General features: G+C 71.1%; 19 protein-coding genes. 5 read left to right on the forward strand and 14 right to left on the reverse strand.

All coding sequences use genetic code 11. The annotated features are described in order from the left end of the window. Positions 1–52 precede the first annotated feature (52 nt). The gene (locus ACFHNC_RS21700) at positions 53–2,374 is read left to right on the forward strand and encodes a xanthine dehydrogenase family protein molybdopterin-binding subunit (RefSeq protein ID WP_437171333.1); all 2,322 of its coding nucleotides are present in this window, start codon (positions 53–55) and stop codon (positions 2,372–2,374) included. 28 nt (positions 2,375–2,402) lie between these two features. On the opposite strand, the gene ACFHNC_RS21705 is transcribed toward ACFHNC_RS21700, so the two are convergent. From ACFHNC_RS21705 to ACFHNC_RS21715, 3 genes are all read right to left on the reverse strand, one after another. After that, positions 2,403–3,179, reverse strand: coding sequence for an FkbM family methyltransferase (locus tag ACFHNC_RS21705; protein WP_437171334.1), 777 nt, complete (start codon positions 3,177–3,179; stop codon positions 2,403–2,405). 37 nt (positions 3,180–3,216) lie between these two features. After that, positions 3,217–3,885: a hypothetical protein gene (locus ACFHNC_RS21710; protein ID WP_437171335.1), complete on the reverse strand. Its 669-nt coding sequence runs from the start codon at positions 3,883–3,885 to the stop codon at positions 3,217–3,219. Positions 3,886–3,957: 72 nt separating this feature from the next. Beyond that, positions 3,958–4,698 carry a Crp/Fnr family transcriptional regulator gene (locus ACFHNC_RS21715; protein ID WP_437171336.1) on the reverse strand — a complete coding sequence of 247 codons (741 nt, stop codon included), beginning with the start codon at positions 4,696–4,698 and terminating at the stop codon, positions 3,958–3,960. Positions 4,699–4,877: 179 nt separating this feature from the next. On the opposite strand from ACFHNC_RS21715, the gene ACFHNC_RS21720 reads away from it, so the two are divergent. The 3 genes from ACFHNC_RS21720 to ACFHNC_RS21730 are packed head-to-tail and all read left to right on the forward strand — an operon-like array spanning position 4,878 to position 7,698. Continuing rightward, positions 4,878–5,864, forward strand: coding sequence for an MBL fold metallo-hydrolase (locus tag ACFHNC_RS21720; protein ID WP_437171337.1), 987 nt, complete (start codon positions 4,878–4,880; stop codon positions 5,862–5,864). A 5-nt stretch (positions 5,865–5,869) separates the two neighbouring features. After that, a complete protein-coding gene (locus ACFHNC_RS21725; protein ID WP_437171338.1) occupies positions 5,870–7,492 on the forward strand; it encodes an FAD-dependent oxidoreductase in 1,623 nt (540 codons plus the stop codon). After that, positions 7,489–7,698: a DUF2783 domain-containing protein gene (locus tag ACFHNC_RS21730; protein WP_437171339.1), complete on the forward strand. Its 210-nt coding sequence runs from the start codon at positions 7,489–7,491 to the stop codon at positions 7,696–7,698. Before ACFHNC_RS21725 ends, ACFHNC_RS21730 begins: the two co-directional genes overlap by 4 nt. Here the strand turns inward: ACFHNC_RS21730 and ACFHNC_RS21735 are convergent. The 11 genes from ACFHNC_RS21735 to ACFHNC_RS21785 form a co-directional block, all read right to left on the reverse strand. After that, on the reverse strand, positions 7,690–8,373 hold the full coding sequence (locus tag ACFHNC_RS21735; RefSeq protein ID WP_437171340.1) for a DUF2939 domain-containing protein: 684 nt from the start codon (positions 8,371–8,373) through the stop codon (positions 7,690–7,692). The two genes, ACFHNC_RS21730 and ACFHNC_RS21735, sit on opposite strands and share 9 nt — an antisense overlap. A 446-nt stretch (positions 8,374–8,819) precedes the next feature. Beyond that, on the reverse strand, positions 8,820–9,422 hold the full coding sequence (locus ACFHNC_RS21740) for an ABC-type transport auxiliary lipoprotein family protein (RefSeq protein ID WP_437171341.1): 603 nt from the start codon (positions 9,420–9,422) through the stop codon (positions 8,820–8,822). Continuing rightward, a complete protein-coding gene (locus ACFHNC_RS21745) occupies positions 9,419–10,435 on the reverse strand; it encodes an MlaD family protein (RefSeq protein WP_437171342.1) in 1,017 nt (338 codons plus the stop codon). Before ACFHNC_RS21745 ends, ACFHNC_RS21740 begins: the two co-directional genes overlap by 4 nt. Next, positions 10,435–11,220, reverse strand: coding sequence for an ABC transporter ATP-binding protein (locus ACFHNC_RS21750; protein ID WP_437171343.1), 786 nt, complete (start codon positions 11,218–11,220; stop codon positions 10,435–10,437). Before ACFHNC_RS21750 ends, ACFHNC_RS21745 begins: the two co-directional genes overlap by 1 nt. Beyond that, the gene (locus ACFHNC_RS21755; RefSeq protein ID WP_437171344.1) at positions 11,217–12,302 is read right to left on the reverse strand and encodes an ABC transporter permease; all 1,086 of its coding nucleotides are present in this window, start codon (positions 12,300–12,302) and stop codon (positions 11,217–11,219) included. The genes ACFHNC_RS21750 and ACFHNC_RS21755 overlap by 4 nt, the downstream gene beginning before the upstream one ends. 46 nt (positions 12,303–12,348) lie before the next feature. Then, on the reverse strand, positions 12,349–13,599 hold the full coding sequence (locus ACFHNC_RS21760; protein WP_437171345.1) for a flavin monoamine oxidase family protein: 1,251 nt from the start codon (positions 13,597–13,599) through the stop codon (positions 12,349–12,351). Between the two features lie 15 nt (positions 13,600–13,614). After that, positions 13,615–14,361, reverse strand: a complete 747-nt coding sequence (locus ACFHNC_RS21765; RefSeq protein WP_437171346.1) for a TrmH family RNA methyltransferase — start codon at positions 14,359–14,361, stop codon at positions 13,615–13,617. Positions 14,362–14,405: 44 nt separating this feature from the next. Then, on the reverse strand, positions 14,406–15,557 hold the full coding sequence (locus ACFHNC_RS21770) for a 2OG-Fe(II) oxygenase (protein WP_437171347.1): 1,152 nt from the start codon (positions 15,555–15,557) through the stop codon (positions 14,406–14,408). Between the two features lie 46 nt (positions 15,558–15,603). After that, positions 15,604–16,623, reverse strand: coding sequence for an Ldh family oxidoreductase (locus ACFHNC_RS21775; RefSeq protein ID WP_437171348.1), 1,020 nt, complete (start codon positions 16,621–16,623; stop codon positions 15,604–15,606). Between the two features lie 23 nt (positions 16,624–16,646). Further along, the gene (locus tag ACFHNC_RS21780) at positions 16,647–17,627 is read right to left on the reverse strand and encodes a Bug family tripartite tricarboxylate transporter substrate binding protein (protein ID WP_437171349.1); all 981 of its coding nucleotides are present in this window, start codon (positions 17,625–17,627) and stop codon (positions 16,647–16,649) included. 79 nt (positions 17,628–17,706) lie between these two features. Next, a complete protein-coding gene (locus tag ACFHNC_RS21785; RefSeq protein ID WP_437171350.1) occupies positions 17,707–18,609 on the reverse strand; it encodes a methyltransferase domain-containing protein in 903 nt (300 codons plus the stop codon). Between the two features lie 174 nt (positions 18,610–18,783). Between ACFHNC_RS21785 and ACFHNC_RS21790 the strand changes: the two genes are divergently transcribed. After that, a complete protein-coding gene (locus ACFHNC_RS21790; RefSeq protein WP_437171351.1) occupies positions 18,784–20,673 on the forward strand; it encodes an AI-2E family transporter in 1,890 nt (629 codons plus the stop codon). Position 20,674 lies beyond the last annotated feature (1 nt).

Below are 20,674 nucleotides of genomic sequence, written 5' to 3' on the forward strand. Positions count from 1 at the left end.
GACGCCCCCGGGACAGCAGATACTCACCTGAACCAAGCGGGGATGTGACGCCATGGCAAAATTCGGATTGAGCCAGTCGGTACGCCGGGTCGAGGATCCGCGGCTGCTGACCGGTCGCGGTGCCTATACGGATGACCTGGCCATGGCCGGCCAGGCGCATGGCATCGTGCTGCGCAGCCCGCAGGCGCATGCCACCATCACCCGCATCGACACCACCGCGGCGCTCGCCCTGCCCGGCGTGCTGGCGGTGCTGACCGCCGCCGACCTGAAGGCCGCCGGCATTGGCGACCTGCCCTGCCTGATCCCGCTGAAGAACCGCGACGGCACCCCCCGCGGCGATACCCCTCGCCCGGCCCTGGCCGATGGCCTCGTGCGCCATGTCGGCGACCCGGTCGCCTTCATCGTCGCCGAGACCGCCCAGGCCGCCCGCGACGGCGCCGAGGCGGTGGAGGTGGAATATGATGCGCTGCCGGCCGTGACCGACCTCGCCGTGGCCTTCGAGCCGGGCCAGCCCGCCATCTGGCCGGGCATCGCCAATAATGTGGTGTTTGACTGGGAGGCCGGCGACAAGGCCAAGGCCGACGCCGCCTTCGCCCGCGCCGCCCATGTCACTCGCCTGACCGTGGTGAACAACCGCGTCGTCGTCGCCAGCATGGAAGCCCGCGCCGCGGTCGCCGCCTGGGAAGATGGCAAGCTGACCCTGCACACCAACACCCAGGGCTCCTGGCTGCTGAAGAACATCCTGTCGGGCAACATCTTCAACATCCCGGCCGACAATGTCCGCGTGGTCACGCCGGATGTGGGCGGCGGCTTCGGGATGAAGCTGTTCCTGTACCCCGAGCATGTCCTGGTCGCCGCCGCCTCCCGCCAGGTCGGCCGCCCCGTCCGCTGGGCCAGCGATCGCAGCGAAGCCTTCCTGTCCGACACGCATGGCCGCGACAACATCACCCTCGGCGAGCTGGCCACGGATGCCGACGGCAAATTCCTGGCGCTGCGGACCCGCAACTATGCCGGCATGGGCGCCTACCTCTCCACCTTCGCGCCCTTCATCCCGACCGGCGCCGGCACCAAGGTGCTGGCCAGCGTCTATGGGTTCGAGGCGATCCACGCGCATGTCATCGGCGTGCTGACCAACACCGTGCCGGTGGACGCCTATCGCGGCGCCGGCCGGCCCGAGAGCAACTACCTGGTGGAGCGCCTGATCGACGCCACGGCGCGCGAGATCGGCATTGACCGGATCGAGCTGCGCCGCCGCAACATGGTGAAGCAGAGCGCCATGCCCTGGGTCTCCGCCATGGGCCAGCGCTATGACAGCGGCGATTTCGGGCAGCTCATGGACGCCGCGCTCGCCAAGATCGACTGGGACGGCTTCCCCACCCGGCGCGCGGAAGCGGCGCGCCGCGGCAAGCAGCGGGGCATTGGCCTCGCCTACTATCTGGAGGCCACCGGCGGCGCGGCCACCGAGAACGCCAAGGTCGTCTTCGCCGATGACGGTTTCGTCGATCTGTATGTTGGCACGCAATCGACCGGCCAGGGTCATGAGACCGCCTATGCCATGATGACCAGCCATGAGCTGGGCATTCCGATCGACAAGATCCGGGTCCGGCAGGGCGACAGCGAAAGCCTGCCGTCGGGCGGCGGCACCGGCGGCGCGCGCAGCCTGTATTCCGAAGGCCAAGCCATCCTGGTGACCACGGCGAGCGTGGTGGAGAAGGGCAAGCAGGCGGCGGCCGAGCAGCTCGAAACCTCGGTCGTCGACATCGAATTCACCGGTGGCCGCTTCGCCGTCGCCGGCACCGACCGCGGCGTGGACATCCTCGACCTGGCGGCGGTGCAGCGGAAGCGCGTGGCGGCGGGCGAATCCGCCATCCTGCTGGACGCGATGGAAACCGCGAATATCGACGCCCACACCTTCCCCAATGGCTGCCATGTGGCGGAGGTGGAGGTGGACCCGGAAACGGGCATCGTCACCGTGCCACGCTACATCGTGGTGGATGATGTAGGCCACGCGCTGAACCCGCTGATCGTGCGCGGCCAGGTGCATGGCGGCGTGGCGCAGGGCATCGGCCAGGCGCTGCATGAGCGGACCAGCTACGACAATGGCTCCGGCCAGCTTCTGTCCGCCTCCTTCATGGACTACGCCCTGCCGCGGGCGGAGGACCTGCCGGATATCGATGTCGACCTCATCGAGGTGACCTGCGAGACCAACCCGATGGGCGTGAAGGGCGCCGGTGAGGCCGGGGCCGTCGGCTCCCCGCCCGCCGCGATCAACGCGCTGGTGGATGCGCTGTCGGGTTCCGGCGTGAAGCACATCGACATGCCGGCGACGCCGGAGACGGTGTGGAAAGCGCTGGCGGCGGCGAAGGCCGCCTGACAGGCAAAAGGGGGGGCAGCGCGCCCCCTCAGTCGATCAGGAGTTGCTGCGCCCAGGCCTGGCGGCGGGCCAGCACATTCTCCTCCGGCACCGCCAGGAAGTCCCACAGGCCGGGGGTGCGATCCGCCTCCAGGAACAGCTCGCGGCTCGGCAGCGGCGTGCCGATGATGTCGAACAGCATGTAGCGGCGCGTGGCGAACCAGTCGAAGACCTCGGCCGGCTTCACGCCATAGGCGCCATAGGACCGCACGCCGAATTCGAAGCTGATCGCCGGGCGCAGCCGTTCCACCAGCCCGACGCCGCCGCGCAGCGCATCGAATTCGCCCCCCTCGATGTCGATCTTGATGAAGGCCAGCGCCGGCAGGTGGCCCAGCAGCGTGTCCAGCTTCACGGTGCGGACGGTGATGTGTTCCGTCCGCATGTCGGGCTGGTCGTATTCGCGCTGCTGCAGGCCGCTATAGCCGGGGCTGTCCACGGCGACGACGTAGGTGGCTTCCCCATCCGCAGCGCCGACGGCGCATTCATGCAGCGTCACATGTTCCCGCCCCGGCCGGGCCAGCACCGGGCGCAGCGCGGCGGCCATCGCGGGATTCGCCTCGAAGGCATGCAGCGCGGCGCCGGGGCCGCGGATGGCATCCGCCATCGGCACGGCATGGGTGGCCTTGAAGCAGCCGATATCCAGCGCGATGTCGCCCGGCTTCAGCAGGCCACCGTAGAATTTCCGCAGCAGCGCCTCGAAATCCACCGGCTTGCCCGCCTTCCGGCCTGCCCGCAGCCGTGCGTAGGTCTCGGCGATCGTCGGCATGCAAACTTCCCGCAGATTGTGGCCGTGCCCGGCGTTGCTACGGAAAGACTAGGTTCACCAGGCCGCAGGTGTCGATGCGCCGCCGTTCCTCGCCGCGGCCATCCATCCAGACAATCCGCACATCATTCACACAATCGCCGGAGGGCAGCCGCACCACCAGATGCCTTCCCGGCGGCAACACCTGCTGGCCCAGCCGGTCCTCGCCCCAGTTGTCGGTCCGGACGGAGGAGACATAGACCTCCCGGATCACGGCGCTGCCATGGTTGACCAGGTTGAAGGACGGGTTGGCGCTCGCCTGGGGTCCCGCACCGGGCCGGGTCCGGCCGCCAGTGACCGGCCCGGCCCCGCTGCCGAAGACCATCTGCACGATCCGGCAGGTATCCTGCCTCCGCCGCTCCTCCGGCTGGCCATCAAGATAAACCACCCGCACATCCTGAAGGCAGCCGGCCGCGGGGGCGATCCGCAGCGGGAAGCTGCCGCCATCCGGCAACAGATCGGCTTCCAGCAGGTCATGCCCCCAGTAGCGATCTTCGCTGGGGGAGACATAGATCTCCCGGATCGGCTGGCCGCTGCGGTTCACCAGGTTGAAGGACGGGTCGCGCTGGGCCTGGGCGGGAGAGGCCATGGCCGCGGCGCATAGCAGCAGCAGGCTGCCCAGCATCTGGGCGAGGCGCGGGGCCAGAAGGCGCGGTGGAAGTGGGCGCATCGGCGTCGGGTCCGTTCCGGGTCTGGCCGAAAGCTACAGCCTCAACACGTCCCGTCCAAGCCGACCGGGCGTTCAGCCAGCTCTGGTCTGTGGTGCCAGGGTGGTGCCGGCGGGGCTGTGGCCGGCCCAGCCGGCCATGTCTTCCAGCTCCCGCCGGTTCAGAATCTCCAGCCGGCCCTTGTTCAACGTGGCGATGTTGTCCTTGCGCAAAGCGGCCAGCGCCCGGTTGGCGTGTTCTACTGAAAGCCCGAGCGCATCCGCCAGATGCGCCTGTTTCAACGGCACGGCCGCACCGCGCGCATCCCCGCCGCCGCGGCGCAGCAGCCGGCCATGCAGTTCCAGCAGCAGATGCGCCACCCGCCCGGCCGCATCGCGGCGGCCGAGGCTGGTCAGCCTTTCGCGCATCCGCGCGCGGTCCCGCGTCAGCCCCTCTACATATGACAGCGCCAGGCCGGGATCATTGCCCATGAAGGCGCAGAGCCGTTCCTTGGACAGGATGCAGAAGGAGGAATCGGTCAGCGCCTCGACCTCCGCCGCATCCTCGGTGCGCTCCACCAGGTCGCCGGGCAGGTGGAAATCCAGGATCTGGCGGCGGCCGTCATTGGTGGCGGTCCAGGTGAAGGCCCAGCCGGCATACATGGTGAAGACGCCATCCATGATGGCGTCCCCCGCCCGCACCAGCCGCACGCCAGACCGGATGCGCGCAATCTCGCCCACCCGTGCCTGCGGAATGACCCGGAACAGCGCGAAAGGCCGCACCGTGCAGGCGGCACAGCTTCCGGGCAGGGGGGTCAGGTTGGCGTTGCGGGTCATCGGGATGATTCCTGGCAGTGCGCGACTGCCGTCCAAGACTTGCAACCTACGCTGTCGCATCGGCGCTGTGAACATCGAAACCTTGCATGTCCGGGATACCTGGCCGCGCGGCGCGAATGCCGCTTGCCGCTGCGGCCCCTGCCGGTGGAACCTGCGGGCAAACAGGGGAGCCAGCGCAGATGTCCGGATTCGCCTCCGCCCATGATCTGGCCGAGAAAACCATCTCCTTCGACGAACTCGGCCCGGGCCTGTTCGCCTATACGGCGGAGGGCGACCCGAATTCCGGCATCATCATCGGCCCGGATGGCGTGGTGGTGGTGGATGCCCAGGCGACCCCCGCCATGGCGCAGGATGTCATGGCCCGCATCGCCACCGTCACCCCGCGCCATGTCGGCCAGGTGGTGCTGACGCATTACCACGCGGTGCGGGTGCTCGGCGCCAGCGGCTACTTCTCGCCTGGGGGCAACCCCGTGGTCCTGGCCAGCGCGGCGACGCGCGACCTAATCGTGGAGCGTGGCCGCCAGGACATGGACAGCGAGATCGGCCGTTTTCCTCGGTTGTTCCGCGGGAAGGAGAGCATCCCCGGCCTGACCTGGCCGACCCATACCTTCGAAAAACGCATGACGCTGTGGTTGGGAGAGCGGGAGGCGCAGATCATCCATGTCGGCCGCAGCCATACGGCGGGCGACACGGTGGTCTGGCTGCCCAAGGAGAAGGTGCTGTTCGCCGGCGACACGGTGGAATTCGGCGCCACCCCCTATTGCGGCGACGCCCATTTCGCCGACTGGGCCGCGACGCTGGATGCCGTGGCGGCGCTGGGGGCGGAAAAACTGGTGCCCGGCCGCGGCCGCGCCCTGCTGACCAAGGCCGATTGCGCCGAGGCGATCGAGGGCACGCGGTCCTTCACCACGGATCTTTTCAGCCGGGTGCGGGACGGCGTGGCGAAGGGCTGGGACCTGAAGGCGGTCTATGACGACACCATGGGCTTCATGCGGCCAGTATACGGGTCCTGGGTGATCTTTGAACACTGTATGCCGTTCAACGTCACCCGCGCCTTCGACGAGGCGCAGGGCCTCTCCCATCCTCGCATCTGGACGGCAGAACGCGACGTGGCGATGTGGCAGGCGCTGGAACATGGCACGGCGATGAAGTCCGCCGAGGCCTGAGCCCCGTGCCGCATGCCAACCCCCGCTACGCCGCCGGGCCGCCGCCTGCCTCCGGCCAGGATCATCGCCGCGTGGTGGTCGTGGGCGGCGGGCTGGTCGGACTGACTCTCGCGCTGGATCTCGCGCGCCACGGCGTGGCGGTGACGCTGCTGGATGCGGAAGACAGCGTCGCCACCGGCAGCCGCGCCATCTGCTTCGCCAAGCGCACGCTGGAGATCTACGCACGCCTCGGCCTGGGCGAACGCCTGCTCGCCAAGGGGGTCACCTGGAAGACCGGCCGCGTCTTCCACAAAGACCGCCAGGCCTATGAATTCGACCTGCTGCCGGAGGAAGGCCACCGCCACCCGGCCTTCGTCAACATCCAGCAATACCATGTCGAGGCCTGGCTGGTAGAAGCCTGCGCCGAGGCCGGGGTCGACCTGCGCTGGCGCCATGAGGTCACCGGCCTCGCCAGCGATGCGACAGGCGCGACGCTGGACGTTGCCACGCCCGGCGGCGCCTACACCCTCCGCGCCGACTGGCTGCTGGCCTGCGACGGCGCCCGCAGCTTCATCCGCCGCAGCCTGGGCCTGCCCTTCCAGGGGCAAATCTTCCAGGACCGCTTCCTGATCGCCGATGTGGTGATCCGCGGCGCCGTCGCCTTCCCCGCCGAGCGCTGGTTCTGGTTCGACCCGCCCTTCCACCCCGGCCAATCCGTGCTGCTGCACAAGCAGCCGGACGACCTCTGGCGCATCGACTTCCAGCTTGGCCCCAAGGCGGAGCCGGAGGCCGATCCGGAGGTGGAATTGCAGCCCGATCGGGTGCGCGCCCGCGTCGCCGCCATGCTGGGGCCGGATGTGCCCTTCGATCTCGAATGGGTCAGTCTTTATACCTTCCGCTGCCGCCGCCTCGATCGCTTCGTGCAGGACCGGGTGATCTTCGCCGGCGATTCGGCGCATCAGGTCAGCCCCTTCGGCGCCCGCGGCGGCAATGGCGGCGTGCAGGATGCCGACAACCTCGCCTGGAAGCTGGCCGCCATCCTGAAGGGCCAGGCCGGGCCGGCGCTGCTCGGCAGCTATGAGGCGGAGCGGATCGCGGCGGCGGAGGAGAACATCCTGCACTCGACGCGCGCGACCGACTTCATCTCACCGAAATCGGATGCGGCGCGGGCCTATCGGGATGCGGTGCTGGACCTGGCGGAGGGCCACGCATTCGCCCGCGCCCTGGTCAATTCCGGCCGCCTGTCCCGCCCCGCGCTGCTGGCAACCAGCCCCCTGAACGCGCCCGATGACGGGAACTGGCCGGGCGGTGCCGCACCGGGCAGCCCGGCGCCAGATGCGCCGGTGCAGCGGGATGGCACGCCGGATTGGCTGCTGTGCCATCTGGGTGGCGACTTCGCCCTGCTGGTCTTCGATGCCGTCTGGACCCCGGTGCCGGGCCTGCGCGCCGTCTTCATCACGGCGGAGGAAACACCCGGCGCGCTGTGGGACCACAGCGGCCTGGCCGCCGCGCGCTTCGGCGCGCCGCCGGGCGGGGCGGTGCTGATCCGCCCGGACCAGCACATCGCCGCCCGCTTCGCCGCGCCCCGCGCCGGCGCCGTGCGCGCCGCGCTGGCCCGCGCCCTGGGCCAGTTGGAGCACGCCGCATGAAGCTGGACACAACGCCCCGGCTGGCCGACCCGGATGCGATCTTCGCGCTGCTGGTGGAGGCGCATCGCGGTCTGGATGCGGCGGCCTCGCGCCGGCTGGATGCCAGGCTGGTGCTGATCCTGGCCAACCATATCGGCGAGGATGCGGTGCTGCGGCAGGCGATCGCCCTGGCGCAGAACCCGGTCACGCCAACCGGATCAGCGTAGGGCGCTGAGCCGCAGCGGCGGCAGGGTGGCCAGCGGCTCGCGGTTTTCCATCCGCACGCCGGTCACCTGCCAGCGTGGCGCCGGCGCCGCCCCGGTCAGCTCGATCTGCAGGCGGATGGGCGCGACGCTGCCCTCCAGCGCCATCTCGAAGCGGGTCAGGCCGGTCGGCACGGTGCCACGCAGCGCCTGCACCGCCGCGCCGGCCGGCACGCCGCGGGCCCGCACAACCTCGGCCAGGGCGGTGGGGCTGGCCCAGGCCGCGGCAATCTCCTCCGCCATGCCGGCGAGAAAGGCGCGCGCTTCCGGCGTGCGGTCGCCCGTGGCGGCATGCGGCATCAGGCTTTCGCGCAGCGCGGCCTGCACCGCAGGCACATCCAGGTGCCGGGACATTTCCGCGCTGTCGCGTGTCTCCAGCGCCTGCGCCAGGCTCCATGCCGTAGCATAGGGGCTGCCCATCCAACCGAGGGCGAGCAGCGGCAGCACCGCCAGGGTGGCCCAGGCACTGCGCGACCGGCTTGCCCGGCGGCCCGCCTCACGGCCCCGGGCCGACGGCGGCGCGGTGATCTCGGGCCGTGGCGGGGTCTGCCGCACCGGCGCGGGCGCCGGATGGCGCGAATCATACTCCGCCCAGACTTCGTCCCAGCACATCGCCAAGCCCGCGTCACGTGTGCCCACAATCGCCTCACCAGCTAAAAATTGTGCCGCTTTGCGGCCAAGCAGGAAAGACAACCTTAAGTTGCAAGACAACTTGTGAGACGCTCTATCGAAGGTCGCACCACATCCCCGCTCTTGCAGGGCTGCCGCCTCTCTCTGACAGAGACGAAACAGGTTCGCTCTCCGCTTCCCGAGAATGCGACCCGAATGGTGGGAAAAGGATTAACGGGATATGCGGTGCTGTCTTTTTTCTGGGATGGATCGCATTATCCCATCCGAATCCCAGAATGGGCGGGTAAGGCCGCGCAATGACAAACCCCTTCAACAGCCCGTGACATGCGCCGCCGCGCACCGCCTCAGGCAGAAGGTCGCGCCCGGCGCCGGCTGAGGGCCGACCAACGGAGCGCAGCAGCAAGGACCGCCCTGCTGCTTCGCGGCCTCGCCTGGGCCCTGCGCCGCGCTTGAATTTACCGCGCCAGCGGTGCCAGCCGTGTCTCCAGGCTTGCGATCGCCACACCCAGCGCCTGCGTCATGGCCAGCGCCATTGCTGGCGCCTCCGCATCCGGCGCCAGCGGCGCCTCCCCCGTCACCGCCAGCGTGTCGACGACGCGGGACGCCAGGCGTTCCTCCCGCAGCAGCACGCCGGACAGGCCAGCCCGGGCGCGGCCCCAGGCGGGCATCGCCTCCAGCGCCGTCAGCTGCAATTCCAGCACCAGGCTGGCATCCGCCCGGCTGCCCTGCGGCACCACGGCGGAAAACAGGCCGGAGGCCTGCAGCCAGGCCCGCAGCGCCGCATCGACCATCCCAGCCGGCGGCGCGATCCATTCCTCATAGACCAGGATCTCGTAGGACCCGTCTGGCAGCACCCGGCGCAGGCCGAGGTCCTGCAACCCCGGCACGGCCCGCACCAGCCGCACCAGCAGCACCGGCGCCCCGGGCCGCGCCCCCTGCAGGGAACTCCGCATCGGCGAAAGCGGGTAGCGCCGGACCGGCACATAGGGCCGGTCCGGAAAGATCGAACAGCCCGCGGCCAGCAGCGGCAGGGCGGTGATCAGGGCGCGTCGGTTCATCGGCGGCGATCCGGGGTCGGCGGCGCGCCGAACAGCATCTGCGAGGGGGCGCGTCGCAACTGTTCGGCGGTGGCCCGCAGGTTGGCGGTGGTGGCGCGCAGGTCGATCAGGATTGGCAGCAGTTCGGCCTGTACATCCACCGTGGTCTCCCGCGCCGCGCGCATGGTGCGCTCCATGCCCTCCACCGCGCCGGGCAGGGTCTGCGCCGCGCGGCGGAGTTCGGCCGCCGCGCCAGCCGCATTGACCATGGCGCCGCGAAGCTCCGGGCCGGCGATGAGGGCGCGGGCATCGGTGGCGGCGGCACGGAATTCGCCCACCGCGCCGGCCAGGTCGCCACCCTCCACCGCCGTGCGCAGCAGCGCCATGGTGGTGGCGGCCTCACGCAGCACCTGCGCCAGGTCGCCATCGCTGGTCTGCCGGTTCAGGTTGGACAGCAGCCCGGCGATGTCGTTCGAGATCTGGTCCACTGGCAGGTCCGCCAGCCGCTGGATCAGCAGCTCCGCCGCATTGGTCACCTGCGCGACGGTGGAGGGTACGCCCGGGATCACCGGATATTGCGGCTGCCAGGGCTGGGCCGTGACGGGGAAGCGCTGCGGGCTGACGAAATCCAGTTCCAGGTAGTTCACCCCGGTGATGCCCTGCGCCGTGATGCGCGCGCGCAGTCCAAGCCGCACCGCCTCGCTGATATCGGGTGTTTCCCCCACCTGCCGCAGATCCAGGCCGAAGCGCAGGAAGACGCGCTGGAAGCCGGCGGAATAGGCCACGCCGGCCGGGCGCGGGTATTCGGCCGTGACCAGCCCGATCTGCGTCACCCGCCCCACCGCCACGCCGCGGTAGCGCACCGGTGCCCCGACATCGAGGCCCTGGACCGATTCCTCGAAATAGGTCTCGAACATCTGCGTGGCCTGCAGCCCCCGCCCGCCGGCCAGGAACAGCACGAAGGCGACGGCCAGCACGATGCCGACCAGCACCAGCGCGCCGACGCGCGCGTAAAGCGCCTTGCCCGATCCCATCACGCCACCTTTCGCAGGAAGAAGGCCTGCACGGTCGGGTGGGGGCTGTGGTCGCGCAGGTCGCGCGGGTTGCCTTCGGCAATCATCCCCTTGGCTTCCTTGTCCAGCATGATGCAGCGGTCGCCGATGGCCAGGATCGAGGCCAGTTCATGCGTCACCACCACGAAAGTCGTCCCCAGTGAACGCGACAGGTCGCTGATCAGCGCATCCAGCCCGGCGGAAGTGACCGGATCCAGCCCGGCGGAGGGTTCGTCCAGGAACAATATGGGCGGGTCCAGCGCCAGCGCGCGGGCGATTCCGGCCCGTTTCAGCATGCCGCCCGAAATCTCCGACGGCAGCTGGTTCGCCGCCGCCGACAGCCCGACCAGCCCGAGCTTCGCCCGCGCCACCTCCCGCCGTGCCTCCGGCGGCAGGGTGGTGTGCTCGGCCAGCGGCATTTCCACATTCTCCAGCAGGGTCTGGGACCCGAACAGCGCGCCCTGCTGCCACATCACGCCGATGCGCTTCAGCAGGCCGAGCCGCGCCGCCCCCTCCGTCGTCCAGACATCGGTGCCGAGGATGTCCACCGTGCCCGCGGCCGGCGGCACCAGGCCGATCATCAGCTTCAGCAGGGTGGATTTGCCGCAGCCGGACCCGCCCAGGATGACGAAGACCTCACCGCGCCGCACATCGAAGGTGACGTGGCGGAACAACACGTTGCTGCCGAAGGCGGCGGACAGGTCCCGCGCCTCGATCACCGCGGGCACCTCGGGGCCCGGCGCGTTCTGGTCCAGCGCCTCGCTCACAGGCCCAGCCTTTCGTACAGGACCGCGAAGATGCCATCGAGCACGACGATGGCGACGATGCCGCCGACCACCGCCGAGGTCGCCGCATCGCCCACCGCCCGCGGCCCGCGCCCGGCGCCAAGGCCGGCGCGGCAGCCGACCACGGCAATCGCCAGTCCGAACACCGCCGCCTTGAACAGCCCGCCCAGCAGATCCTTCAGGGTGACGAAATTGTTCAATTGCTGTGCCACCGTGTTCATCGTGAAGCCGAGCAGCGACATCACGAAGGCCATGCCGACCAGCCCCGCCACCGTCAGCACCAGCGACAGCACCGGCATCACCAGCACCCCCGCCAGCACCCGCGGCAGCACCAGCAGCGCCATCGGGTCGATGCCCATGATGCGCAGCGCCGCCACTTCCTCATTCACCGTCATGGTGCCGAGCTCGGCCGCGTAGGCGGAGCCGGTACGCCCGGCCAGCACCACGCCGGCCATCAGCGGCCCCAATTCCCGCAGCAGGGAGATGCCGACCAGGCTGGGCACGAAGACCTCGGCGCCGAATTGGCGCAGGGGAATCGCCGATTGGAAAGCCAGGATCACCCCGAGCAGGGACCCCAGCAGCGTCGCCAGCCCGAAGGCCCGGGTGCCCGCCTCATCCAGATGGCGCAGCAATTCCCGCGCCCGCAGCCGGCCGGGGCGGATCAGCGTGCCGAGGCCGACGACCAGCAATTCCCCCAGGAAGGCCATCCACGCCACGACGCCACGCAGCGCGTTCATCACGCGGCGGCCGACGCCCGAAAGCGGGGAGAATCGGTAGGGCACAACCTGTGGCCGCGGTGCGGCCAGCGCGTCCCGCACCCGGTCCAGCACCGCCACCACGCCGGGGCTGGCCCCCTCGATCCGCCCGCCCTCGGCGGCCGACTGCGCGGTCAGCAGCAGGGTGGCGCCGGTGGTGTCCACCGCCTCCACCGCCGCCAGATCCAGTACCAGCGGCGCGCCCGGCTTGCGCGCCTCCGCCATCAACTCAGTCCACAGCGAGGCCGCTGCCGGCGTGTCCAGGCGGCCGGACAGGCTGACCACACGACCGTCCTGTGCCTCCCGCACCTGCAAGCTGTCCGCCAGTATCCCGCTCCTCGATTCGCACCCGAGCTTACCGCAACGCGGCAAGTGCCGTTTCGGCTGCAACCAGGCCGGATTGCCAGGCGCCGCCGACCGTGCCGGCCAGCCTGGCATGGCAGGCCTCTCCCGCCAGGCAGAGGCGCCCACCGGCCAGGGGTTGCGCCAGGACGCCGCGCGCTGCGCTGCGACCTGGGCGGGCATAGCTGTACACGCCCCGGGACCAAGGGTCCCGCTGCCAGTTTGTCACGATTGGTTTTGCCGCCAGGGTGCGGGCGGCCTGCTGGCCGAAGCGGCGGGCAACCTCCGCCCGCATGAAGGCCTCCAGTGCCGCATCGCCCTCCGCCTCCAGCGCCGCCGCGGCGTCGCCGCCGACATGGCAGGCCAGCAGGTCGCGGCCGAAGGGCCGGGCGCTCATCGCCACCAACGCCTTGCCCGGCGCCACCTGCCGGTCGATCGAGCAGAATGCCGGCAGGCCGAGCGCCTCCACGCCACGAAAGCCGACCTTGGCCACCTGGCCCAATGGCAGGTCCTGGGCTGCCTGAAGCACCGCAGCCGGCAGGGGCGGGTCGAAGCGGATCGCCTCCGCCGCGATCAGGCTGCTGGGCAGGGTGGCGATGACGGCGCGGGCGCGAATGCTGCCGAAGGCGCCCCGCGCCACCGCCCAAGCCCCACCCCAGTCCAGGCTCTCCACCACCGCCGAGAGCCGGATCGGCAACCCCTCCCCCAGCCTTGCGAACAGGGTGCCGATGCCGGCTTCCACCATCATGTTGCGGCCATCGAGGGCGGTGGCGGCGAAATCCGCCAGGCTGAGACGGTCCAGCGGCGCGGAGGCGATGATATCGCCCTGCCAGGCGGCGACCGTCGCATCCCACGGCCCGCCTTGCGGCACCGCCGCTGCCACGCTGCAATCCGGCCCGCCAGCGGCGGCGCGCGCCAGCACCGCGGCCTGGAAGGCATTCCAGGCGGAATCGTAAGCCGCGAGTTCGGCCGGCGAGGCCGGGCGATCCCCCACCAGGGTGCGTTCGTGCCGCAGCGCGTCCGAATCGGCCAGGGCCAGGCCCAGTTCGTGCGCCAGCGGCACCAGCGGATTATCCTCCGCATTGTGCAGCCAGGCGGCGCCGAGGTCGAAGGGCAGGCCGAGGCGGTGGTCCGTCACCGCCCGCCCGCCGACGCGGTCACGCGCCTCCAGCACCAGCACGCTGCGCCCGGCCGCCTGCACCGCCCGCGCGGCGGCGATGCCGGCCGCGCCGGCGCCGATCACCAGCACATCCGGCTCCGTCATGCGCTTAGGCCGCGCTCAGGCCGACATGGCATGCAGCAGCACGGCGGCGGCGACGCCGACATTCAGGCTTTCCACCTTGCCGCTGCCCGGCAGCGTCACCCGATGGGTGCAGGCGGCGGCGGTCAGGCCGGGCAGGCCGATCTCCTCATTGCCCAGCGCCAGCACGAAGGGCTTGCCGCGCGGCAGCGCCTCGGGCGGCATTCCGCCGGCGGCCACGGCGGCGACGGTGGTGAATTTCGGCGCCAGCGCCCGCAGCCCCACGGCCGGGTCCGGCAGGCGCAGCACCTCCAGATACTCCAACCCGCCCTCCGCGATGCGGTAGGCGGCATCCGAAAGCCCGGCCTGGCGCGGGTCGCCCGACAGCAGCATGCCGGTGCAGCCGAAAAAGGCAGCCGACCGCGCGATGGCGCCCAGGTTGTGCGGATTGCCGATGCCATCCAGCAGCGGCAGCACCGGCGCCGTCAGCAGCGCGGCGGGGAACGGGCCGACGCCGATCTCGGCAATGGTGCGCGGCACGGCGATGGCGACGACACCGCCATGATGCTCGGTGCCGGCGATGCGGACCAACTCCTCCGCCGTCACTTCGCGGTAGGGGCGGCGGTTGCGCGCCATCAGGGCACAGAGCGGCCCGACCTCCCGCCGCCGGCCTTCCACATAGAACATCCGCAGCACCGCATCCGGGCGCACGGCGAAGGCCGCGGCAGCGGCCGCAGGCCCGCAGATCCGGTCCAGGTCCGAATCCCGCCAGCCGCGCACCGGCACCTGGCCGGGCTCGACCGGCGGGCGCGGGTTGGAGGAAGGCCGGTTCAGGCCGCGCCGGTCGTCTCCGCCCGCATCGGCTGGGGGGCCTCCGCCGAATCCGCCGCGGAAGCCGCCTCTTTCTGGTCCAGGAATCTTGCACCCTCCTCGCGAATGGCCGCGGCCGCATCATCATACAGGAACGGCAGGAAGGCGTATCGCCGACCGCGCGTCACCGGGCGGGCCTCATGCAACAGCGAACAGGAAAACACCACAGCCCCGCCGGCTGGGGCCTTGTAGGTCTGCGGCCCGAATTCGGGGAAATTCAGCTCCCCGCCCTCATATCCGCCGGTGTTGAGGTTCATCGTCACGGCGAAGCGGCGATGCGCGGTGGCCTTGGTGGTGTTGTCCCGGTGCGCCCGGAAGAAGCCCTGGTCGGCGGCATCGTAGCAGGCGACCACATAGCGTTCGAGCCGGGTGACATTGTACTGAAAGGCTCGACGGATTTCCGGCACCAGGCGGGCGTTCAGCCGGGCGCGGATCTGCGCGCGCAGGGCTTCATCCGTGATGAAGGCGTCCTTCCGGCGCTTATGGCTGGGGTCCATCACGCCCACGGTGCGACCGCCCTCATCCCGCATGAAGCCGCTTTCGCCGCCGCCAACCGCCTCATACTCCGCGATCAGGCGGCGGCAGAATTCCGGCTCGAAGATGCGCGGCAGCACCAGGATGGGGGCGTGGGCGGGCACGCCGGCATGGTCCTCAGGCGGCGGCAGCGCGGCCAGGGTCGCCATGGCCTCCGCCCCCTGCTCCAGGCCCCAGACGCCGAACACCCGCAGCATCGGGTCCAGCAGCACCCAGCCGGGGCGCAGGGTGCCGTCTGGTTCCATGGCGCGGAAGGCACGGCGAGCGCTGCCGTCATCGTCCCACAGCACGCGGCGGCCCGTGCCATCGGTCATGCGGCCGGCGCGCTCATCCTCCGCGTCGGTGCCGATCACCAGCAGATAGGCATGATCCACCCGCAGCACGCTGGCATGCGGCGTGATGGCGGCCGCCAGGCGCTGCCCCAGGCCGGGCTGCGCCAGCGAGCCGGGGATCAGCACCATCAGCCAGCGGCCGGCGGTGGTGTCGAAGGCGAAGCGGGGGTTCCCGGCGGCGCGGGCATGGAAGGCGGGGATCGGCTCGCCCGACGTCAGGCCTGGCATCTGGCTGGAAATCGGCATGGCGGCGGTTCCGTCCTGCAAGGGTTACCGTCGGAGCACACCCCCGTCATGCCATCGGTGCGGCTTGTTGCGCCAGGGTATGAAGCTGTGCAAGCAACGCATCGGGCACCTCCAGCCCCTCCGTCGCCGCATGGGCGGCAAGGCCGGCGCGGCGGCTGCCGGGCAGGCGCACGCCGGGGTCGCCCTGCATGGCGGCGAGCAGGAATTCGATGCGCTCGGCGAAGCTGGCCTCTCCGGCCATGGCGCCGGGGTCGATCGCCAGCAGCGTGTGGCCGAGGCGGGGGCGATTGCCCTCCGTGGTGAAGAAGCTGTCCGCCTCGAAGCCGAAGGCGGCGCCGGTCAGGGCGCAGCACAGCAATTCCACCACCAGCGCCAGCAGCGCCCCCTTGCTGCCGCCCATCGCCAGCATGGCGCCGGCCAGCGCCGCATCCGGGTCCGTGGTGGGGTTGCCATCGGCATCCAGCGCCCAGCCGAGCGGGATCTTCTTCCCCGCCTTGGAGGCCAGCATGATCTTGCCGCGCGCCACCTCCGACAGCGCCATGTCGATTACCAGCGGCGCCGCATCCCGGCGCGGGAAGGCGGCGGCCACGGGGTTGGTGCCCATCAGCGGCCGCCTGCCGCCCGGCACCGGCATGGCCGCCGGCGAATTGGTGAAGGCGAGCGCGACAAACCCCTGCCGCGCCAGCGCCGCCACCGGCAGCCCCATGGCGCCGGCATGGTGGCTGTTGGTGATGCCAAGGCAGGCGACGCCATGTGCCTTCGCCCGCGCCGCCGCCTCCCGCACCGCCAGATCCAGTGCCGGATAGGCCAGGCCGTGCCGCGCATCGATCAGCGCCGCGCCGCCGCGCTCCGCCACCACCGCCGGCACCGCCGCGCCATCCGCCCGGCCATTGGCCAGGAAGGCGGCGTATTGCGGCACGCGGGACAGGCCATGGCCGCCCTGCCCTTCCGCCTCCCCGGCCACCAGGGCGCGGGCGGTCAGGGCCGCCATGGCGGGGTTGGCGCCGGCGGCGGCAAGGGCGGCGGTGGCCAGGGCTTCGGCTTCGGCAAGGGTCAGGCGCGGCATCGGTTTGGGCTCATCCGGCTGTTTCACACATCCGGTCTGATCCCGGCCTCCGTGACAAGGGAGGCCCAGCGATCCGTCTCCGCCCGCACGAAGTCGGCCGACCGCGCGCTGTCCCAGCCCAGCACCTGGAAGCCGCCCTCCTGCGCCCGCCGGGTGGTCTCCGGGTGGTGGATGGCGGCCAGCACGTCCCGCTCCAGCCGCGCCTTGATGGCCTCCGGCACCGCGGCGTTGGTCAGCACGGCGGTCCAGTTGGTGATCTCAAGCTCCGGCAGCCCGGCTTCCCGCACGGTCGGCACTTCCGGCACCAGCGGGTGACGTTCCGCGCTGGTCACGGCCAGCGCCCGCAGCCTGCCACCGCGAATCTGCGCCAGGCATTCCGGCAGGTTGGAGACCATCAGGTCCAGATTGCCGCCCGCCAGATCGGTGACCGACGGTGCGCCGCCGCGATAGGGCACATGCACGATATTGTCCCCGGCCCGCGTCACCCGGCGGAACAGTTCCAGCCCCAGATGCGGCGGAGACCCGGTGCCGGAGGTCCCGCCATTCAGCGACCGGCTCCGCGCCAGCTCGGCCAACCCCGCCAGATCCCGCGCCGGGCTGCGTTCCGCATTCACCACCACCGCCAGCGGCAGCGAGCCGAGCACGGAGACCACATGAAAGGCGCGGCGGAAATCATAGGGTGCGTTGGGAAACAGTGTGGCGTTCACCGCATGGGTCAGGGTAATGGCCAGCAGCGTATGCCCATCCGGCTCCGCCTTCGCCGCCAGATCCGCGCCGATCAAGGCGTTGCCGCCGGCGCGGTTGTCGATCACCACCGGGCGGCCCCAGGCCTCGCCCAGCCGCTGGCCGACCAGGCGCGCCATGATGTCGGTCAGCCCGCCGGGCGGGAAGGGCACGATGTAGCGCGGGTTGCGCACGGGGAATCCCTGGGCGCGGGCGCCCAGTGGCAGAAGGGCGGCGGCGAGGCCGAGGCCAAGCCCAAGGGCAGAACGGCGGCGAAACATCAAACCTCCCATTGCGTCTTGATGCGCTGCCGGAGCGTGGCAGCAGCGACGTCCTGCCTGGAAGGAAAATCCGCGCGCCTCAGGCCGGCCGCACCTCCAGCGCCGCGTGGCAGATACGGTCATCCTCCGGCGCCCGGCCAATATCGGGATGCGCCCCGCCCGGCGGCAGTTGCGGCAGCGGCCAGACCAGCCGGTGGCTGGCGCGGGCGGAAAAGCCGGCGGCGGCGAAGGCGGCCAGGAATTGCGACAGGCCAAGCTGGTTGCAGTACAGCCCGGCGCGCGCCACCGCCCGCCCATCCCAGAATGACGGCCCGAAGCGCAGATGCCGCAGCCGGCCGCCGAGATGGTCGTGGAAATCCACCGCATGCAGGCCGAGGCCGCCCGGCGCCGTCACGCGCCGCAGTGCCGCCAGCAGCGGGGCCAGCGCGTCACGCCGCACATGCTCCAGCGCCACCTCGGAGAACACCAGGTCCACCGACCCGGCCGGCACCGCCGCCAGTTCCTGCGCCCCGCCGACCAGCAGGCGGGCGTTGCAGGCGGCCAGTACATCGGCGCGGCTGGTACAGCCGGAGAGATCAGGCGGCACCAGCCCGGCCTGGCGCGCGGCCTCGGCCGCGATGCGATAGGGGGCGAGGTCGCGCGGCGCGGAATCCTCCACATCCAGGTACCAGACCGGGCCTAGGCCCAGGGCCGCGGCGATCGGCGCGCGCAGCACCATGGCGCCCGGCCCCACCTCCAGCACCGCGCGCGGGGCGCGGCCCGCCACCTCCTGGAACCGCCGGACGCGCCAGGCCAGCGGCTCCACCAGCCTTTCGGGGTCGAGCGCGCCGAAGGAATGCCGCCGCAGGCCGATGGCGCGCCAGGCGCCGGCCGGCACCGGCAGCGACCCGAGCACCAGCTTGACGCTGAGCTTCACCCACCAGGGGGCGGGGGCGCCGGCGGCATAGCCGGCCGGCACGGCCTCATCCACCGGCGCTTCCATCGGCGCTTCCACTGGGTTTTTCTGGTTCGGGCCTGGCGGTCCGGACTCGGTCTGGGCAGGAATCATCAACGCCCAGGGTAGCGCAATGCGGCGGCACGGAAAGCAGCCCGGCGCAATGAACCAGAACGGTGCGACGGCGTTCCGGCTGCGGACAGACCCAGGACCGCCCCTCGCATGCCCGATTTCCCGCCCGCCGCCGATCGTGGGGTCCGCGCCGCAGGCGTGCCGCAGAATGGCGCGACCATTGCCCAGGCGGCGCTGGTTGTGGTGGCCGTGCTATATTTTGCCCGCGACCTGCTGGTGCCGCTGGCGCTGACGGTCCTGCTCGCCTTCGTGCTGGCACCGATCTCCCGGGCGCTGCGCCGCATCGGCATTCCGAGGGTCGCCGCGGTCCTGGCGGCCGTGCTGGCGGCGGTCGCCTTCATCGGCATGCTCGGCCTGATCATGGGTCGCCAACTGGCGGAGCTGGGGGGCGACATTTATCTGTATCAGTGGGAGCTGACCCGCAAGCTCAACACCATCAATGCCAGCGGCGGGCTGGTCGAGCGCGCGCAGGACATGCTGCGCGGCCTGGCCGCGCAGGCCGAACGCGCGGTGCCGGAGCCGCAGCCCTCGCTGGATGCGAATGTCGTGCAGCCACTGCCGGTGGAAGTCCGACCGCCGGTTCCGAAGCCATTCGAACTGCTGCAGAGCGTGCTGGCGCCGCTGATCTACCCGCTGGCCACCTTCGGCATCGTCGTGGTGCTGGTGATCTTCGTGCTGCTGTATCGCGAGGATCTGCGCGACCGGGTGATCCGCCTCGTCGGCGCACGCGACCTGCACCGCACCATGGCGGCGATGGATGACGCGGCCTATCGCCTGTCGCGCTACTTCCTGGCGCTGACCGCGATGAATGCGGCCTATGGCGTGTTCATCAGCGGTGCACTGCTGCTGATCGGCGTGCCGCAGCCGATCCTTTGGGGCATCGTCGCCGGGCTGATGCGCTACGTGCCCTTCGTCGGCACCATCGTCGCCGTCGCCTTCCCGCTGCTGCTGGCGCTGGCGGTGGAGCCAGGCTGGACCATGCCGGTGCTGGTGCTGGTGCTGTTCGCCTTGGGCGAGGGCCTGATGGGCCAGGTGCTGGAGCCGCTGGTGCTCGGCCGCTCCACCGGCATCTCGCCGATCGCCGTGATTGCGGCCGCCACCTTCTGGACCTGGCTGTGGGGGCCGATCGGGTTGATCGTCGCGGTGCCGCTGACCGTCTGCCTGGTGGTGCTGGGCCGGCATGTGGAGAGGTTCGAATTCCTCGACGTCGCACTGGGCGACCGGCCACCGCTCGACCCGCCGGAGACCTTCTACCAGCGCGCGCTCGCCGGCGATGGCGATGCACTGACCGAACAGGCGGAGGATCTGCTGCGTGAGAGGCGGCTTTCCACCTATTACGACGAGGTCGCGCTGCCGGCGCTGGCCCTGGCGCAGGCGGATGCGCTGCGCGGCAGCTTCGCGCCCGAGCGCCTGACCGCGCTGCGCGCCCGCATCGCCGCGCTGATCGAGGATCTGGAGGAGGAGGTCGAGGATGACCAGCCGCGCGAGCCGGCGCTGACCGAGGAGGCGAAGGAGGCGCCCGCCAGCACCGCGGAGGCCCAGCCCCCACCAGCGGTGCTGGTCCCGCCGGGCGCCGTGATGTGCGTGGCCGGCCGCGGCCCCTTCGATGAGAGCGCGGCAGCGATGCTGGCGCAGATGCTGCGCAAGCGCGGCATCGGTGCGGTCGCCGCCCCGGTGGAATTGCTGCGTGGCGGCGACCTGACGGGCCTCGATGCCGGGTTGGTGCGCCAGGCCTGGTTCTGCACGGTGGAGGGTGGTGCCTCCGTCGCTGCCTCCCGCTACCTGCTGCGGCGCATGAAGCGCCGCTTCCCGGAGGCGCAGCTCGCGGCGTTCGTGGTGCGCGGCAGCACCGATGACCGGCTGCCGAACACGCTGCGGACGGAGGGGGTGCTGGCGGTGGAAGGTTCGCTGGGCGATGTCGGGCGCGTGGCGCTGCGGCTGGCGACCGCGCCGAAGGCGGCCGCCAACGCGACGCAGTAGC

It is taken from the genome of Falsiroseomonas sp. E2-1-a4, from assembly GCF_051433165.1.
Classification (GTDB): Bacteria; Pseudomonadota; Alphaproteobacteria; order Acetobacterales; family Acetobacteraceae; genus Falsiroseomonas.

Coding starts and splice junctions, on each gene's coding strand:
- ACFHNC_RS21700 (WP_437171333.1), top strand. CDS start 53: ATGGCAAAATTCGGATTGAGCCAGTCGGTACGCCGGGTCGAGGATCCG.
- ACFHNC_RS21705 (WP_437171334.1), bottom strand. CDS start 3,179: ATGCCGACGATCGCCGAGACCTACGCACGGCTGCGGGCAGGCCGGAAG.
- ACFHNC_RS21710 (WP_437171335.1), bottom strand. CDS start 3,885: ATGCGCCCACTTCCACCGCGCCTTCTGGCCCCGCGCCTCGCCCAGATG.
- ACFHNC_RS21715 (WP_437171336.1), bottom strand. CDS start 4,698: ATGACCCGCAACGCCAACCTGACCCCCCTGCCCGGAAGCTGTGCCGCC.
- ACFHNC_RS21720 (WP_437171337.1), top strand. CDS start 4,878: ATGTCCGGATTCGCCTCCGCCCATGATCTGGCCGAGAAAACCATCTCC.
- ACFHNC_RS21730 (WP_437171339.1), top strand. CDS start 7,489: ATGAAGCTGGACACAACGCCCCGGCTGGCCGACCCGGATGCGATCTTC.
- ACFHNC_RS21740 (WP_437171341.1), bottom strand. CDS start 9,422: ATGAACCGACGCGCCCTGATCACCGCCCTGCCGCTGCTGGCCGCGGGC.
- ACFHNC_RS21745 (WP_437171342.1), bottom strand. CDS start 10,435: ATGGGATCGGGCAAGGCGCTTTACGCGCGCGTCGGCGCGCTGGTGCTG.
- ACFHNC_RS21760 (WP_437171345.1), bottom strand. CDS start 13,599: ATGACGGAGCCGGATGTGCTGGTGATCGGCGCCGGCGCGGCCGGCATC.
- ACFHNC_RS21770 (WP_437171347.1), bottom strand. CDS start 15,557: ATGCCGATTTCCAGCCAGATGCCAGGCCTGACGTCGGGCGAGCCGATC.
- ACFHNC_RS21775 (WP_437171348.1), bottom strand. CDS start 16,623: ATGCCGCGCCTGACCCTTGCCGAAGCCGAAGCCCTGGCCACCGCCGCC.
- ACFHNC_RS21780 (WP_437171349.1), bottom strand. CDS start 17,627: ATGTTTCGCCGCCGTTCTGCCCTTGGGCTTGGCCTCGGCCTCGCCGCC.
- ACFHNC_RS21785 (WP_437171350.1), bottom strand. CDS start 18,609: ATGGAAGCGCCGGTGGATGAGGCCGTGCCGGCCGGCTATGCCGCCGGC.
- ACFHNC_RS21790 (WP_437171351.1), top strand. CDS start 18,784: ATGCCCGATTTCCCGCCCGCCGCCGATCGTGGGGTCCGCGCCGCAGGC.